The organism is Chryseobacterium sp. 14P4.3.2, from assembly GCF_057799275.1.
This window is the reverse complement of sequence record NZ_JBYOKO010000008.1, coordinates 67,335-82,178: the sequence shown is the minus strand read 5'-3', so window position 1 is coordinate 82,178 and position 14,844 is coordinate 67,335. Positions and strand designations below refer to the sequence as shown.

General features: G+C 33.5%; 17 protein-coding genes. All 17 read right to left on the bottom strand.

All coding sequences use genetic code 11. The features are described 5' to 3' along the window. Positions 1-74: 74 nt before the first annotated feature. Positions 75-617: a hypothetical protein gene (locus AC27VX_RS13320; protein ID WP_488696020.1), complete on the bottom strand. Its 543-nt coding sequence runs from the start codon at positions 615-617 to the stop codon at positions 75-77. Next, complete coding sequence (locus AC27VX_RS13315) at positions 610-1,089, bottom strand: Panacea domain-containing protein (RefSeq protein WP_488696018.1); 480 nt, start codon at positions 1,087-1,089, stop codon at positions 610-612. The genes AC27VX_RS13320 and AC27VX_RS13315 overlap by 8 nt, the downstream gene beginning before the upstream one ends. Before the next feature lie 238 nt (positions 1,090-1,327). Further along, positions 1,328-1,864 carry a transposase gene (locus AC27VX_RS13310; protein WP_488696192.1) on the bottom strand — a complete coding sequence of 179 codons (537 nt, stop codon included), beginning with the start codon at positions 1,862-1,864 and terminating at the stop codon, positions 1,328-1,330. A gap of 439 nt (positions 1,865-2,303) precedes the next feature. Then, a complete protein-coding gene (locus tag AC27VX_RS13305; RefSeq protein ID WP_488696016.1) occupies positions 2,304-3,122 on the bottom strand; it encodes an FRG domain-containing protein in 819 nt (272 codons plus the stop codon). A gap of 187 nt (positions 3,123-3,309) precedes the next feature. Next, a complete protein-coding gene (locus AC27VX_RS13300; RefSeq protein ID WP_488696014.1) occupies positions 3,310-3,576 on the bottom strand; it encodes a hypothetical protein in 267 nt (88 codons plus the stop codon). A gap of 154 nt (positions 3,577-3,730) precedes the next feature. Continuing rightward, positions 3,731-4,372 carry a hypothetical protein gene (locus AC27VX_RS13295; protein ID WP_488696012.1) on the bottom strand — a complete coding sequence of 214 codons (642 nt, stop codon included), beginning with the start codon at positions 4,370-4,372 and terminating at the stop codon, positions 3,731-3,733. 4 nt (positions 4,373-4,376) lie between these two features. Next, positions 4,377-4,769: a hypothetical protein gene (locus AC27VX_RS13290; RefSeq protein ID WP_488696010.1), complete on the bottom strand. Its 393-nt coding sequence runs from the start codon at positions 4,767-4,769 to the stop codon at positions 4,377-4,379. A gap of 716 nt (positions 4,770-5,485) precedes the next feature. Continuing rightward, complete coding sequence (locus AC27VX_RS13285) at positions 5,486-5,752, bottom strand: hypothetical protein (protein ID WP_488696008.1); 267 nt, start codon at positions 5,750-5,752, stop codon at positions 5,486-5,488. 209 nt (positions 5,753-5,961) lie between these two features. After that, positions 5,962-6,918, bottom strand: coding sequence for a hypothetical protein (locus AC27VX_RS13280; RefSeq protein WP_488696006.1), 957 nt, complete (start codon positions 6,916-6,918; stop codon positions 5,962-5,964). Between the two features lie 132 nt (positions 6,919-7,050). Next, positions 7,051-7,938, bottom strand: coding sequence for an alpha/beta hydrolase family protein (locus AC27VX_RS13275; protein ID WP_488696004.1), 888 nt, complete (start codon positions 7,936-7,938; stop codon positions 7,051-7,053). A gap of 105 nt (positions 7,939-8,043) precedes the next feature. Further along, positions 8,044-9,669 carry a chaperonin GroEL gene (gene groL, locus AC27VX_RS13270; RefSeq protein ID WP_236856089.1) on the bottom strand — a complete coding sequence of 542 codons (1,626 nt, stop codon included), beginning with the start codon at positions 9,667-9,669 and terminating at the stop codon, positions 8,044-8,046. 119 nt (positions 9,670-9,788) lie between these two features. Continuing rightward, the gene (locus tag AC27VX_RS13265; protein ID WP_034696138.1) at positions 9,789-10,067 is read right to left on the bottom strand and encodes a co-chaperone GroES; all 279 of its coding nucleotides are present in this window, start codon (positions 10,065-10,067) and stop codon (positions 9,789-9,791) included. Between the two features lie 174 nt (positions 10,068-10,241). Continuing rightward, complete coding sequence (locus tag AC27VX_RS13260; RefSeq protein ID WP_300688709.1) at positions 10,242-10,376, bottom strand: hypothetical protein; 135 nt, start codon at positions 10,374-10,376, stop codon at positions 10,242-10,244. Between the two features lie 178 nt (positions 10,377-10,554). Beyond that, the gene (locus tag AC27VX_RS13255) at positions 10,555-11,274 is read right to left on the bottom strand and encodes a DUF3108 domain-containing protein (RefSeq protein ID WP_488696001.1); all 720 of its coding nucleotides are present in this window, start codon (positions 11,272-11,274) and stop codon (positions 10,555-10,557) included. Between the two features lie 171 nt (positions 11,275-11,445). Continuing rightward, positions 11,446-12,657: a cation:dicarboxylate symporter family transporter gene (locus AC27VX_RS13250; protein ID WP_488695999.1), complete on the bottom strand. Its 1,212-nt coding sequence runs from the start codon at positions 12,655-12,657 to the stop codon at positions 11,446-11,448. A gap of 38 nt (positions 12,658-12,695) precedes the next feature. After that, positions 12,696-13,982, bottom strand: coding sequence for a CitMHS family transporter (locus AC27VX_RS13245; protein ID WP_300688702.1), 1,287 nt, complete (start codon positions 13,980-13,982; stop codon positions 12,696-12,698). A 25-nt stretch (positions 13,983-14,007) separates the two neighbouring features. Then, positions 14,008-14,700 carry a DUF2490 domain-containing protein gene (locus AC27VX_RS13240; RefSeq protein WP_488695997.1) on the bottom strand — a complete coding sequence of 231 codons (693 nt, stop codon included), beginning with the start codon at positions 14,698-14,700 and terminating at the stop codon, positions 14,008-14,010. Positions 14,701-14,844 lie beyond the last annotated feature (144 nt).

Below are 14,844 nucleotides of genomic sequence, written 5' to 3'. Positions count from 1 at the left end.
TAATATCTTTAAAGGATTATTTAAATCTAAAAACTAACTACAATTAATTCATAGATATTAAAATTTATATCTATCTATCTATCATTTCCAGAACTATCTTTTTGTTCAGGTTTATTTGGGAATAAATTCTTAATTACGGTAAGGTAAAAAATAAGTATTGATGCTGTTAATGTACCACAGACGAATATAAATTCCGTTTCTGACAAATTAAATGGAATTTCTATTAATTTTGTATAGAAAGGCACTTTAATACATTTTATACCATGTAATAAAATAAAAAAACCAATAAATCCTGCCCAGATAGCAGAAAATCTAAAAGCTAATACCGCATTTTTTTCTCTAAGGACTCTCTCTGACTCACTATTAAGTGTCTTTTGCTTTAGCTCTTCTTTTTTAACATGAATCTCCGCCATTAGGTTTTCATATTTTCTATAGTGCTTGTCACTATTAGACATATATTGTACCCATAAGCTTATATGTTCAGCTCCTAAATTTTCAAGACTTATACCAAACAATGCGTTTCTTTCATTAATTGATTGGCCATCATCACTTCCTGTGGAAGATACTGGACGGGGATTAGCATTGAAGTAATTCTGAACATCATTAATATTAGGCATGTTCTTCGGTCTCTATTTTTGGAGGATTTGCAATTAGATTTTTATAATACTTTTCTATTGTAGCGTTTTCAATAACTTTATTGAATGAGCCATCATATGCCTCTTTCCAAGGAGTGTCGTTTAAATGTGTTTTAGTGGAAAGATCAAGTCCAGAAAACTGTTTATAATTGTCCCAAATCACTTTTAAGAATTTAGCATCATTTTCTTTCAATTCAGTAGTTGATCTTATTTGAAAAGTATTAATATCAACATTGCTAAATCCAAAAGTTTTAGTAACATGATAAAGGTCTGGAATTACAGGCCCATATTTCCATGCTTCTATAGTATTTGAAATTAATGGCTTGCCAAAGAATCCTAAATGCCAGCCATGTGCAATGTAAGTCAACTTTAGAAGTTTCATTGGCTCTATACCAACACCATCTTCTTTGGCTAACTTCAGAAATTGTTTTGCAACATCAAAGCAGTTGTACATAATGGTTTTGTTTTACATTTGAAAGTTACACATTAATATTGAAATAAAAAAGTTTGCAAAAATATGAAACGATTTTTATATGCATTGATTTTAAATCAATTATTTATCAACAAAAATCAGACCTAATAGCGACAGAACTTGACGTATTATTTTGTATTTTAGAAAAACGATAAACATGAAAATTACATTTTTATCACATCCCCCGCTGGCAAAGTCTCCCGACTTTGAGCACTTATTTTCATTCATCATAATTATTATATTTCCAAAATTCATTTTTCTTAGTAGGATCTATGACTGGATTTTCAGCAATCTCAACCTCAAGTAATCCTTTTCCAAAAACATAATTACCAGCTGAAGAATAAAGATAATGATATCCTTTTTCAACAAATCCAGCCCTTACAGGATTGAGGTGGATATAATTTAACTTATCCCACATAAAATGTAATGTAAATATTTCCTCAGCATGATTGCCATATTGCCAAAATTGATAGCACTTATTTCTATTATGCGTTTCGATTGCTTTTGAGAACCTCTCTAACATCCACTCTTTTCTACTTTCAGGTTCACTTTTGATTTTTTCCAGGATATTTTTGGAAGTAAATTTTTTAAAGTCTCTTAATAAATCTGATAAATTATGACTTTTTGATTGTACTATTAAATGAATGTGATTAGTCATAATGACATAGCCGTAGACTATCATTCCTTTATTTTTGATACAATATTTTAGCGCTTCTATAACGATATCTCTATAGGTTTTTCGGGAAAAAACATCAATTCAATCTATAACTGTACAAGTGATAAAATGAGGTTTATCCTGATCTCTTATAATATAACCCTCTTTCATTGTGTTTGTTTTATTCTAAATATATAAATTTTAGAGTAATTATTCAAGGTCTTACTATACAAATAAAGTCAACCTCTAAAGATTGACTTTGTTATATTGCTAGCTCAAAGTCGGGAGACTTTGCGCAGCTGGAGTTTATTGAAAACGAATTATTTGTCATTCTATATTTTTCAATTAATTCATAAAACTCTTCAAAGATATTTCGTTCTCCTAATACAGAATAGATGTCTTTTGTTTTTTGCATGGTTATGTTTTTGTAAAAATAATAAAAAAGTAGTTACTGCAAGAAGCCTTTCTTGTAGTTGTAATATGATACAATAGGTTGATAGCGAGGATAAATCCTGTATATTTCAGTAGAGTTAATGTTCATTCATTTGCAATTCCATTTAAGATCGCTCTCTTTTTCTGTGTACCATCTGGTTATCCACTTTGAAATTCCGTCTAATCCTGGATATATTATTCTTTCTGTTATATTAGCTTGGTCAAGTTTATCTCGAATTTCCCATTTTAAAGATTTCGTTATTATAATCTTATCTATTAAGCCCACACTTTCTAAATATTTCAATTTATTTGAATCCTCATCTAACATAAATGAAAATAAGGCAAATTGATTTACTATTCTATCATCAATTGAAGGAGGTTCAAAAAAAATAATAGAGTTATTCTCATTTGCTGAAAATTCCTTTAAGTCTTCATATGACTTTCCAATAGTATCTACTAAATCATTAGTTCCAAGAATTAGAATAGAATTTTCCTTTAGATACTTTGAAATTGAATTAGGATAATTTTCTTTCATTTTTATATAATTGACTCTCCAAATTACCCCATCTTTATTAAAACTTTTTATATTTTCTGTTGCAAAATGCAATGCAACATTAGGAGAATATGTCCAATCTAATAATCTAGTTGGTAACCCATGATGCTGTCCTAAAGAAAGCCAATTCCAAATATTATCATAATTATCTATTAGTGTATTAATTGGTGAATATTTTTTGAAATTTCGAATTAAGTGTTTTTCCATTTTTGATGGAACAGTACCTAATCTTTGAATTGATGTTTCTAGTCCATACTTTGAATCAGAGACCCCCCTGTAAAGAAAATCAGAACGGTATCTATTAAATGAGTTTAAATTTTCTTCAAACAGAATCTTTTGTAACTCTATCCAGTCTTTTGGAATGATTTCATTCATTATATTATTAGTTTTTAAATTTACGTGTATTATACAGATCTACATATTTTATATATGTACAGATCATAGCTTTTTATTAAAGTTAAAATATTTTAGTAAGATTCAATTACGGGAAACCATATTTTGGATTAAAGTAAACAAAAAAACACCCCGCTGCGCAAAGTCTCCCGACTTTGAGCCCTTATTTTCATTCATCATAATTATTATATTTCCAAAATTCATTTTTCTTAGTAGGATCTATGACTGGATTTTCAGCAATCTCAACCTCAAGTAATCCTTTTCCAAAAACATAATTACCAGCTGAAGAATAAAGATAATGATATCCTTTTTCAACAAATCTAGCCCTCACAGGATTGAGATGGATATAATTTAACTTATCCCACATAAAATGTAATACTGTACAAGTGATAAAATGAGGTTTATCCTGGTCTCTTATAATATAACCTTCTTTCATTGTATTTGTTTTATTCTAAATATATAAATTTTAGAATACCTATTCAAGGTCTTATTGTACAAATAGAGCAACCTTTAAAGATTGACTTTGTTATATTGCTAGCTCAAAGTTGGGAGACTTTGCGCAGCTGGAATGTTAACTGTAGTTGAAATTTTTATATGATATCAAGTATTTCTCGCAAAATTTCTTTTACACATGAATACTCAAGAACAGAAGGTTTTTCCTCTATAATTTTATTGTATTTTAATCTACTCAGAACATTTGGAGAATGTTTTACACAGGGTTCTTGCGTTAAAACTAAAGTACACGTAAAACTAAAATCTTCAAATAAAATTTCATTGGAATGATATTGACCTCTTTTGATTGAATAAGTATCACCTTTTCTAAAAATTCTTTCAATTTTATTGTTAATATCACAATACAATTTTGTTGGTTTTAGAAATCTGTAGTTTTCGTTCTCATTATAAGAACCCTCATATATTGTATATTCGCCATTCTTCGAAGATTCCGAAATTTCATAAAGGTAATCTTTGATTTTACCACATAATATCCAACTATTTAAGTTATAATAATGATCGTGAATATATAGATCTTTTTTGGGCTTATATGATTTATGCCATATATGAAGTCTAATTTGCTTATCATTTAAATCATATAACCTTGCATAAATAAATCCTAAGGGATGTACAAAAAATTTTATATCAGTTTTTTCAAATTCCAAATAATCTTTTATAAATGAAACAACAAAAGCTCTTATTTCTATAAATGAGCTTTTATTGGTAAGATATATACTCATAGTTTTAAAATGGATTTGTTGGTTTTGTAATGAATTGTAAAACTGTTTTTATGTCTTCATCTGAAAGTTTCAAATCTGGAAATATTTGCTCTACAAATAATTTTATATTGTCAATATTAACAGTTGTTAGATTTAAATTGTTATTAATTTGAAGTTTTTTACTTTGTCTTTTAACCTGTTGAAATTCCTCTTTGTAATGTTTAAATAAATATGAATCTTTATTGCAAATGATAGAAGGGATTAACGGGTCTTCTCTAGAAACTATAGCTTTTTCATTTGATATATCCATACGGCTTAATGTGAAGAAATCTTTTATATAGATTTCAATTTCAAGAAACTGATTTACTTTTGTTACATGTAAAGATTTAAAAATCGTAGAAATTAATTCATTTTTCAAGTAATTTGTGTTCCAATTATTTTTAGTATCTAAACTATTTCTAAATTCGGCATATCTTTGGAGTAAATTTTCATTTTCAGGATTTAGAATGATAATTTCAAGTCTAACGGTTTCTCGTTTCTTAGATGATATTTCAAATAACTTAGGAATAGTATTAAATCTTGTATATCTTCCTAATCCACCATTGAATTTCCAGCTATCACAATTAGCTCGAGCTTTATCTAAATGATCTTCAATTTGTGAAGAGGATGATGTGAATTCAATTGTTTTTTTTTTTCGTCTATTTGAAGGTTATAAATAAAATATCCGACAATAATTGCTGTAATTATTGATGTAATGAATTTATCTATAAATGATATTATTTCTTCATTTACTCCTGTGTCAAGGGACTTGACTGGAAAGGCAAATAATCTTGTCACGAATAGTAATACTATTAATATACTTATAAAAATAAGAAATCTGCCTCGAATAGTTTTGTTTCCGAATAATTTATCCATTTATAATTAAATTTACAGCTAACATCCAAATTTAGACATTGCAACCTCTATAAAACAAATTTTTTTGTACAGTTTTAAACATTCTAATAATATAAATCTAAAAGCCAAAGTGACACGATACAGTTGCGGTAGTAAGATTCTATATGTTCTCTTTAATTAAGCTTACTATTTTTGCATTCCCCCCGCTGCGCAAAGTCTTCCGACTTTGAGCACTTATTTTCATTCATTATAATTATTATATTTCCAAAATTCATTTTTCTTAGTAGGATCTATGACTGGATTTTCAGCAATCTCAACCTCAAGTAATCCTTTTCCAAAAACATAATTACCAGCTGAGGAATAAAGATAATGATATCCTTTTTCAACAAATCCAGCCCTCACAGGATTGAGATGGATATAATTTAACTTATCCCACATAAAATGTAATACTGTACAAGTGATAAAATGAGGTTTATCCTGGTCTCTTATAATATAACCTTCTTTCATTGTATTTGTTTTATTCTAAATATATAAATTTTAGAATACCTATTCAAGGTCTTATTGTACAAATAGAGCAACCTTTAAAGATTGACTTTGTTATATTGCTAGCTCAAAGTCGGGAGACTTTGCAGCTGGAGATCAAATTTTTTGCGAACTGTAAACGTGAATTTAGTGCAAAATTCGCAATCTTGCCAAGCGCCTGTTGTGCGATGTTTTTATTTTTCCAATGTTTCTATTATCCAATTCAAGCAAACTTCGGAATCCATAATGGACCAGGAATGTGGATTTTTCGTTCCGTCTAACCGAACTCCTTTTCCTTGACTAACGATGACTCTAGCGTTTTCATTTCCCATTATTTTTAATTGGTTTATCATGGAGACTATATCAATTCCATTCCAATCATGTAAGTCACGATGTCTTTGATTAATTAACCAATCGGTATCCAAATCAGTAAACATTAAAAGAGGCATTTTTTTTAAATACTTTGCGTTTCCGCCATCTTTTGCTCCATAAGAATAAATAGAATTTTCCAGATATTTTTCCGGAAATTTATCTGGAGATCCTCCATAAATACGGTCCCAATTATTCTTTATCCATTGTGCTTCATCTACTGCAGGTTGATAAATATTTCTTTCGATTTCTCTTTCACAATATTTATAAAATCTTGCCTGGTCTAAAGGGGCATCTAATGCAAAAACTCCTTTTGGTATTAGAAAAAACTTTTCAGGATTTTTAGTTGCCTTTTCAGCGTAGGTTAAAGAAATCATTGCGCCACTTGAAAGGCCCCCGATAATAAATTTATCCTTCGGTACTTTATGCTTTGCAACAATTTCACTGAAAATTTTATCAAGTAATTTGAATTCTGCTTCTCGATTATCTGTTCCCCAATTGATTGATGGAACAATGACCATCATTCCTTTTTCAACTGCTATTTTTGGCAGAGTTATTTGTTTTAATGTATTTTCAACGAGTTCTCCACCAGAAGGAATAATCACTAAAACACCTTTAATACTAGCTTTTGGTACATATTTATAATAAAATAATTCTGTAGAATTTTCATCATTAATGTACAGTTCGGAATCATCTGTTTTTGAAACAGATATTTTTTCAAATTCTTGTGCTTTACAAGGTAAAAGATTAAAAAATAGAGCAAAAATTAATATGTTTTTCATTTTTAGTTTTTTTTGGTCAAAATATCGTACAACATCCAAATTTACGCATTGCGATAATATAAAATATATACAATCGCGCGGTAATGAAAGGATCTGCTTTAAACAGGTTTATATATGTTTTACTTTGAAGCTTTAGATTTTTTTAATACTCAAGGCTTTCTGTTGTATCCATTGTATGGCAGTATCAACAGGGGTTGTATCATTGCTGGAAGAAGTATTGTGTCCCAATTGAGGAAAAGAAGTATATTCGAAAGGTTTGCCCTGAGCTTTAAGGGTGTTCAATTGTTCTATACACAACTTTACCGGAATCTGTATGTCTTTTTCACCAAAAAGCCAAAGCCCGGGAATTGAAAGGGTATTCAGATAGGTTTTGGGGTCGGTGGCGACAAATTGATATTTGTCCGGATCATTTTTAGTATGTTCAATGGCATCTGCTTCGGTATGATTTTCCCAGAAATTGTTGTTTCCATTGGTATAAAACTGAAATCGAAGTTGCTCCAGAGTGGTAATGGTAGGACCGCTAAATAACACCATAAAGTCAATTTGCGGATTTTTGCTTGCTGCCATCGGGATGATCCATCCTGCCTGGCTGAAGCCCACTAATCCAATGGGTATTTTTTTATCTTTCAAATAGGTTTGAAATGTTGCTACGGCCGCATTGGCATCCTGAGCCAATAAAGTAAGGTTAGCAGGGTCTATATTATTGGTACCTACAGATGGTCCTACATATACACCCCCAGATTCTCCAACTCCGCGCTTGTCGTAGGTGAATACAGCAATACCTTCTTTAGCGAGACGTTTTGCAAATTCCGTTTCTCTTTTTACCGGATCTGACCCGTGAACAATGACCACCGCCGCCAATGGTTTTTTAGGTTCTAAAATAGAGCCTGCAAGAGTAATATCCTGACTTTCAAACTTTACATCCTTAATGGTAAAATCTGCGGATTGTGAAAATACCATTTCTGGTAAAGCTGTTAGTAACAGCCAAGTAAAGACGTTAGAAAGAAAGTTGATTTTCATTTAAGAATATTTTTCATGGGGTCATAGTTAATCATCAAATATAATAAAAAACCGCTCTATAAAAATAGAGCGGTTAGTATATTAATTTGCTTCGGTCGCTGACCGTTACATCATTCCTGGCATTCCACCACCCATTGGCATAGCTGGTTCAGCGCTCTTCACTTCAGTGATTACACATTCAGTAGTAAGAAGCATACCAGAAACAGAAGCTGCATTTTCAAGGGCAACTCTAGTTACTTTCGTAGGGTCAATGATACCTGCTTCAAGCATGTGAACATACTCGTCAGTTTTCGCATTGTATCCGAAGTCTCCTGATCCTTCAGCTACTTTAGCCACGATTACAGAACCTTCACCACCTGCATTAGCCACGATTTGTCTTAATGGCTCTTCGATAGCTCTCTTAACGATTTTGATCCCTGTAGTTTCGTCAGAATTGATTCCTGTAAGGTTTTCCAAAGCAGAGATTGCTCTTACTAAAGCAACACCACCACCTGCAACAATACCTTCTTCAACAGCTGCTCTTGTAGCGTGAAGGGCATCATCTACTCTGTCTTTTTTCTCTTTCATTTCCACTTCAGAAGCTGCTCCTACGTACAATACAGCAACACCACCAGCTAACTTAGCTAATCTTTCCTGAAGTTTCTCTCTGTCATAGTCAGAAGTTGTAGTTTCCATCTGAGCTTTGATCTGAGCTACTCTTCCTTTGATTTTTGCTTCATCACCACCACCGTTTACGATCGTTGTGTTGTCTTTATCAATGGTTACTTTCTCAGCAGTTCCAAGCATATCTAAAGAGATGTTTTCCATAGTGAAACCTTGCTCTTCAGAGATCACCTGTCCACCTGTAAGGATAGCGATATCTTCTAACATTGCTTTTCTTCTGTCTCCGAATCCCGGAGCTTTTACTGCAGCAATTTTAAGAGAACCTCTTAGTTTGTTTACGACTAAAGTTGCTAAAGCTTCACCTTCCACTTCTTCAGAGATAATCAATAGAGATTTCCCTCCTTGTGCAATTGGCTCAAGAACCGGAAGTAATTCTTTCATTGAAGAAATTTTCTTCTCTACCAAAAGGATGTAAGGGTTTTCTACTTCAGCTACCATTTTCTCAGGGTTAGTCACGAAGTAAGGAGACTGGTATCCTCTGTCAAACTGCATACCTTCTACTACATCTACAGTAGTATCAATACCTTTAGCTTCTTCTACAGTGATTACTCCTTCTTTACCTACTTTTCCGAAAGCTTCAGCGATCAGAGACCCGATAGTTTCGTCATTGTTAGCAGAAACAGAAGCTACCTGCTTTACCATTTCTGTAGAATCTCCAACAGTTTTAGATTGAGACTTAAGGTTTTCCACAACAGCAGTTACAGCTTTGTCGATCCCTCTTTTTAAGTCCATTGGGTTAGCACCTGCAGCTACATTCTTAAGACCTTCTCTTACGATAGCCTGTGCCAATACAGTAGCGGTAGTAGTACCGTCTCCTGCGATATCATTAGTTTTGGACGCAACTTCTTTTACCATTTGCGCACCCATATTTTCTACTCTGTCTTCAAGTTCGATTTCTTTTGCAACAGAAACACCATCCTTAGTTACATGAGGAGCACCGAAAGATTTTTCGATTACCACATTTCTACCTTTAGGACCTAAAGTTACCTTCACTGCATTAGCCAATGCATCTACACCTCTCTTTAAAGCGTCTCTTGATTCAATATCGAATTTTATTTCTTTTGCCATTTTTTTCTTGTATTAATGTACAATGTACGATGTACAATGTACTTGATTTACTTTTTAATGTTTGATTTTTTTATCAGTCATGAATACATTGTACATTTTACATTGTACAACGTACAGGTTTACCCGATGATTCCTAATAGATCAGCTTCTCTTACGATTAAATAATCTTTACCTTCAAGCTTCAATTCAGCACCTGAATATTTTCCATAAAGAACTTTGTCACCTACCTGAACAGTTGTAGGCTCATCTTTTTTACCAGGACCTACTGCCACTACAGTACCTTCTTGCGGCTTTTCCTTTGCAGTGTCCGGGATAATAATACCTGATGCTGTTTTAGTTTCTGCAGCGATTGGTTCTACCAAAACTCTGTCTGCTAATGGTTTAAAGTTTACTGACATAATATATTTATTTTTTAATTATTCCTGACTAGTAATTCTCTAAATGTATGCCATGGGGGAGTGATGGATGAAATGGCAGAATTTTGTGCCCGAATGTGAAAATTTGGCAGAAAAATAAAAATGAGAAAGCCGGAAATTTTCCGGCTTTTATGATTACTGTACCAATGGACTCTGTTATGGGCAAGATTCTCCCGGTCCTATCCAAAGGCTGCATTGTCCTTTGTAATTGTATTCGCAGCAGAAGCGTCCTACCGCTCCGCCATTGATTGATTTCTGAGCATCTCTGCTTAATGATTTTGCATTTTTCATAGGTAATATCTTGTATTTGTACTATTCCTGAACATTTAAAGTCAATCAGGTTTTTTGACATCTGGTGTTTATGTGCAAATCAAAGATAATATTTTTTCCTTTATGTGTGATATATATTGATGTTTTTTTTAGATAATAAATATTTGGTTATCAAAAGATAAGAATGTTTGTGTAATTGTTAAATTGCTTCCACATACATTTTTCTTCCGTTCATTTCTATATCCTGACTAACGGTTTTTCTGGTGTCCGGATCGATATAGTAAGTGGTTATGGTCGTTTTGTTGGAGATATCATCTGTAGTTTTTACAGCCCAGACTTGTTTTCCTTTATAATCCACTTTTTTAACGTCAAGAACATAGGCTTTCATCACTCCGTTTTTATTGGCTTTCGGATTGTAATCGAAAATTGATATTTCAGAAGTGTAGTTTTCTTTTAGAGGAAGGAATTTTATCATCATCGGATAGCTGCTGCTGTCGAAATAATTGAAGGCATCTGTTTCAAAAAGATCCTTTTTCTGGGACTTTTTGTCGAGGTAATATCCCGTTACCTTATTCTTACCGGATTTTAGAACCATATCTCTCATAGAATTATAAGATGAATGGTAAGAGGGAAGGAAATTGGCGGTCTTCACGATGGTAGAATCTGTCCAGCTGGCATCAGGTGTCTTTTTTATTTTTACGATAGTCTTTATAAGAAGATCTGTTTTGTTGAGTTTTTTGATCTCTGTTATAATGCTTCCTATTTCTGTTTTGGTTCCTGCATTCTCAGCATACCATACAGATTCTGAAGTTTCGTCTTTTATTAATTTGGAATTAATATGTACGTTTTGAGGCGTAAGCAGCTGCTGCGAAAAAGCATAAGTACTGCTTAGTACTAAAAGGAAAAAGAATGCTTTCATGATTTTTTTGCTAATAAGTAGAGTTGTACTTGTTAAAAGTTACAAGCCATTGATTACTAGATTTTACCTGCTTCCTGCAATGGTACCCGAAGCCTCAGTATTTCCAGTAAATCTGCCGGTTTTGAAAAAGAATACCATAGATCTGGAACTCGTAATATCTGGAAATTGAGATCAGGTAGAAGGAAATTTAGGTTTCTGCTGTTGGTTTATTTTTGAAATAATAGCTCCCGAAATGGCTATTCCTATGAAATTGGTTACAGATCTTGCCTCATTCATAAAACGGTCTACACTGTAAAGAAGGGCAATATCTGCTAACGGAATTTTTTCAAATCGGTTCAACGTAAAAACCAGTGCAAGGAATCCTGAGCCAGGTACTCCGGAGGCTGTCTTTGAAGTCATGGAAATAATAACAAACAGCCAGATGTAATCATGAAGCTCCAGTGAAATATTATAAAACTGGATCAGGAAAATACACGAAATAGAAAGATAAATACACGCTCCGGCAAGATTAAAATTATATCCAAGCGGGATGACAAACCGCAGAATTTTCAGATCATATCCCTGAGATTCCATTTTTTCAAAGATCACAGGGAAAGCCGTTTTTGAAGAAGAAGTAGCTACCACAAGGATAATCTCTTCTTTAATGCTGATTAAAAAATCCCAGAGATTGATTTTGAAAAAATGTGTTACTGGTCCCAGAATTCCAAAAATAAAAACAAGACAGGCAAGATACACTGTGGCTACCACTTTACTTAATGGCAGCAAAGTATTAATTCCATATACTGAGATTCCGTAGGCGATATTACAGAAGATAACAATGGGAAGAAAAATGTATACATACTTTATCAGTTTAAAGAACAAGTCTTTACCCTCATCTAAAATACGGAGAAGCTTATTTTTTCCTTTAGACAGGCCTATAGCTATCCCGGCAGAGATTGATAATAAAAGAAATAGTAAATAATTACTAAGATACAGCGGATTGATTGAATAGCTTAAAAAACGTTTTGGTAAACTTTTATTAATCATTGAAACGGTTATTTCCGTATTTACTCCCGGTTTTAAAAGAAGGCCAAACCCAATTCCCACTGCAATACCTGCCGAGGTGATGATCAGGAAATAAATAATCATCTGTAATGTAATTTTAATCGCATTTTCAATACTGAAAATATAACTTATCCCATACGTCACAGCGATGAAAATCACCGGAACGATAAGGACTTCAAGAAGCATAAAAAAATAATGACTTACTTTTTCCAGCGGCCGTCCGATTTCAGGAAAGTAATAGCCTGCCAATGCTCCACAGATAATTGCTGTGAATACATAGAGACTAAGATTTCTCAAATAGGAGTCTGTAAATGTTTTTTGCCTGGATTGAGCTGTCATTATAGGTAGGATGAGAATACGAATTTATAAATATAATCTTATATAATATGAAGTACCAATGCTGCCAGTAACATGACAACAGAAGACCCTATTGCCCATTTCAGAGTAAATTTTAGATGATCTGAAAATTCTACTCCGGCTAAAGAGACCAGTAAATAAGTAGAAGGAACCAATGGACTCAATAAATGGGAAGCCTGGCCTACAAGACTTGCCCGTCCTAAAATATCAGGAGGAATACCCATCTGATGACCTGTAGCGGTGATCACGGGTAATATTCCGAAATAATAAGCATCATTAGTTAAGAAAAAGGTGAGGGGGACACTGAATATAGCAGTGATGACATTAAGATAGCTTCCCCAGTCTTTCGGAACAATGCCAATGATGCTGTTTCCCATAGAATTCATAATTCCTGTTCCGTTAAGAATTCCGGTGAAAATCCCTGCACCAAAGATCATTCCCGCTACAGACAGCGCATTGCCGGAATGTTTTGCAATAATTTTCTGCTGATCTTTAAGTTTTGGATAATTGATGACGGAAGCAATACAAAACGCAATCATGAAAGCAATTCCAAGAGGAATAATGTCAAGTATCATTACACAAAGAAGCACAACAGTAAGGATAAGATTGACAATAAGCAGCTTGGGGCGGCGCAATGCCGGATCATTTTCTCCTGCAATATCCTGTTGGCTGTATTTTGTGTATTTTCCGTGTTTACTGATTCTTTTTCTCTCTTTTATCCCAAGGATATAAGCCACTATAAATACCCATACAATACCAATCAGCATAACCGGAATCATCGGGACAAATATTTCAGTATGTCCAAGTTTCAGTGAACTCATTACCCGGGCGGTAGGCCCACCCCAAGGTAAGATATTCATAATTCCTCCGGCAAGCATAATAATGCAGGTAAGGACCAGGGGATTCATTCCTTGTTTTTTATAAAGAGGCAGCATGGCTGCCACCACAATAATATAGGTAGAAGACCCATCACCATCCAGCGAAACCAAAGTGGTAAGGAGTGCAGTGCCGATTGTTGTTTTTACCGGATTATCTCCAACGGCTTTTAAAATGGCATTCACCAGCGGTTCAAAAAGTCCGGTATCAATCATTAAGCTGAAATAAAGGATGGCAAAGATCAGCATGACTCCCGTAAGAGCAATTTCTTTTACCCCTTCTTTCATCATTTTTCCCAGTTCCGGCCCAAAACCTGCTATCACTGCAATGAGTACAGGAACGAGTACAAGGGCGGTAAGAGGAGTCATTTTTTTATTCATGATGAGCAACATGAATATAACAATCATTAAAAAACCAAGAAATGTAAGCATAGTATGTTATCTGTTAATGATATAATTATTTTTGTTTTTTTCTCCAGTCAAAAGAATTTCTGAAGCCTATGAACCCATAGTTACTGGTCTTTCCGGTTTCCAGCTGATTGATAAAGGCTATTTCCAGTGCTGAGTTTTTTCCGGTTTTGATCCCGAGACCGGCGGTGATACGGTTGCTGTCGAAAGGTTCTTCTTTTTCAATATTCATTCTTATTTCATTTTTAAGAATGCCATAGAGTTTTTCTTTTTCCCCTTTTTTGTTGAAAGGAATTCTTACTGAGATCAGATATCGTAGCCTAACCTGGAATTCATCCGGATTGCTGAGAAAACGCTCTTCTACTCTCAGACGGTTAGATATTGAAGTTCTGCCGATAAAATACTCGGCAGTGACTTGCTGAAAAGGCCTTTTCTCATATCGTATTTTTTTAGAATCATCCGCATTGTATGACTCCAGGACCAGAAACATTGCCCCTACCGCAGGTTTTATGTTCTCTGCCACCTCATAATCCACGTAGGCATTGAGAAGAAAAAGCCTTGTGTCATAAGCCAGATCAAAAGAACGGTATTGTGTAAGTGCAGTTAAGGTACTTTTATCGGTTATCTTTGCCGACATCAGGTACTGAAACCACATATTGTAATTATCCTTACTCTGACTATATAAAAGTCCGTTCAATAAGAATAATGATAAAAGAAGTGTTGATTTTATATTAAGTTTCATGTAATATTTGATTAACATTGCAGTTTCTCAAATATATTTATTAGGAAGAGCGGACCTGGATTTTTTCAATCAATGACCGTTTTTCTCAACGAACTGCATTTTGATATAAAAAGATATTATATTTGGTAAAGCTGAAAATAAGGC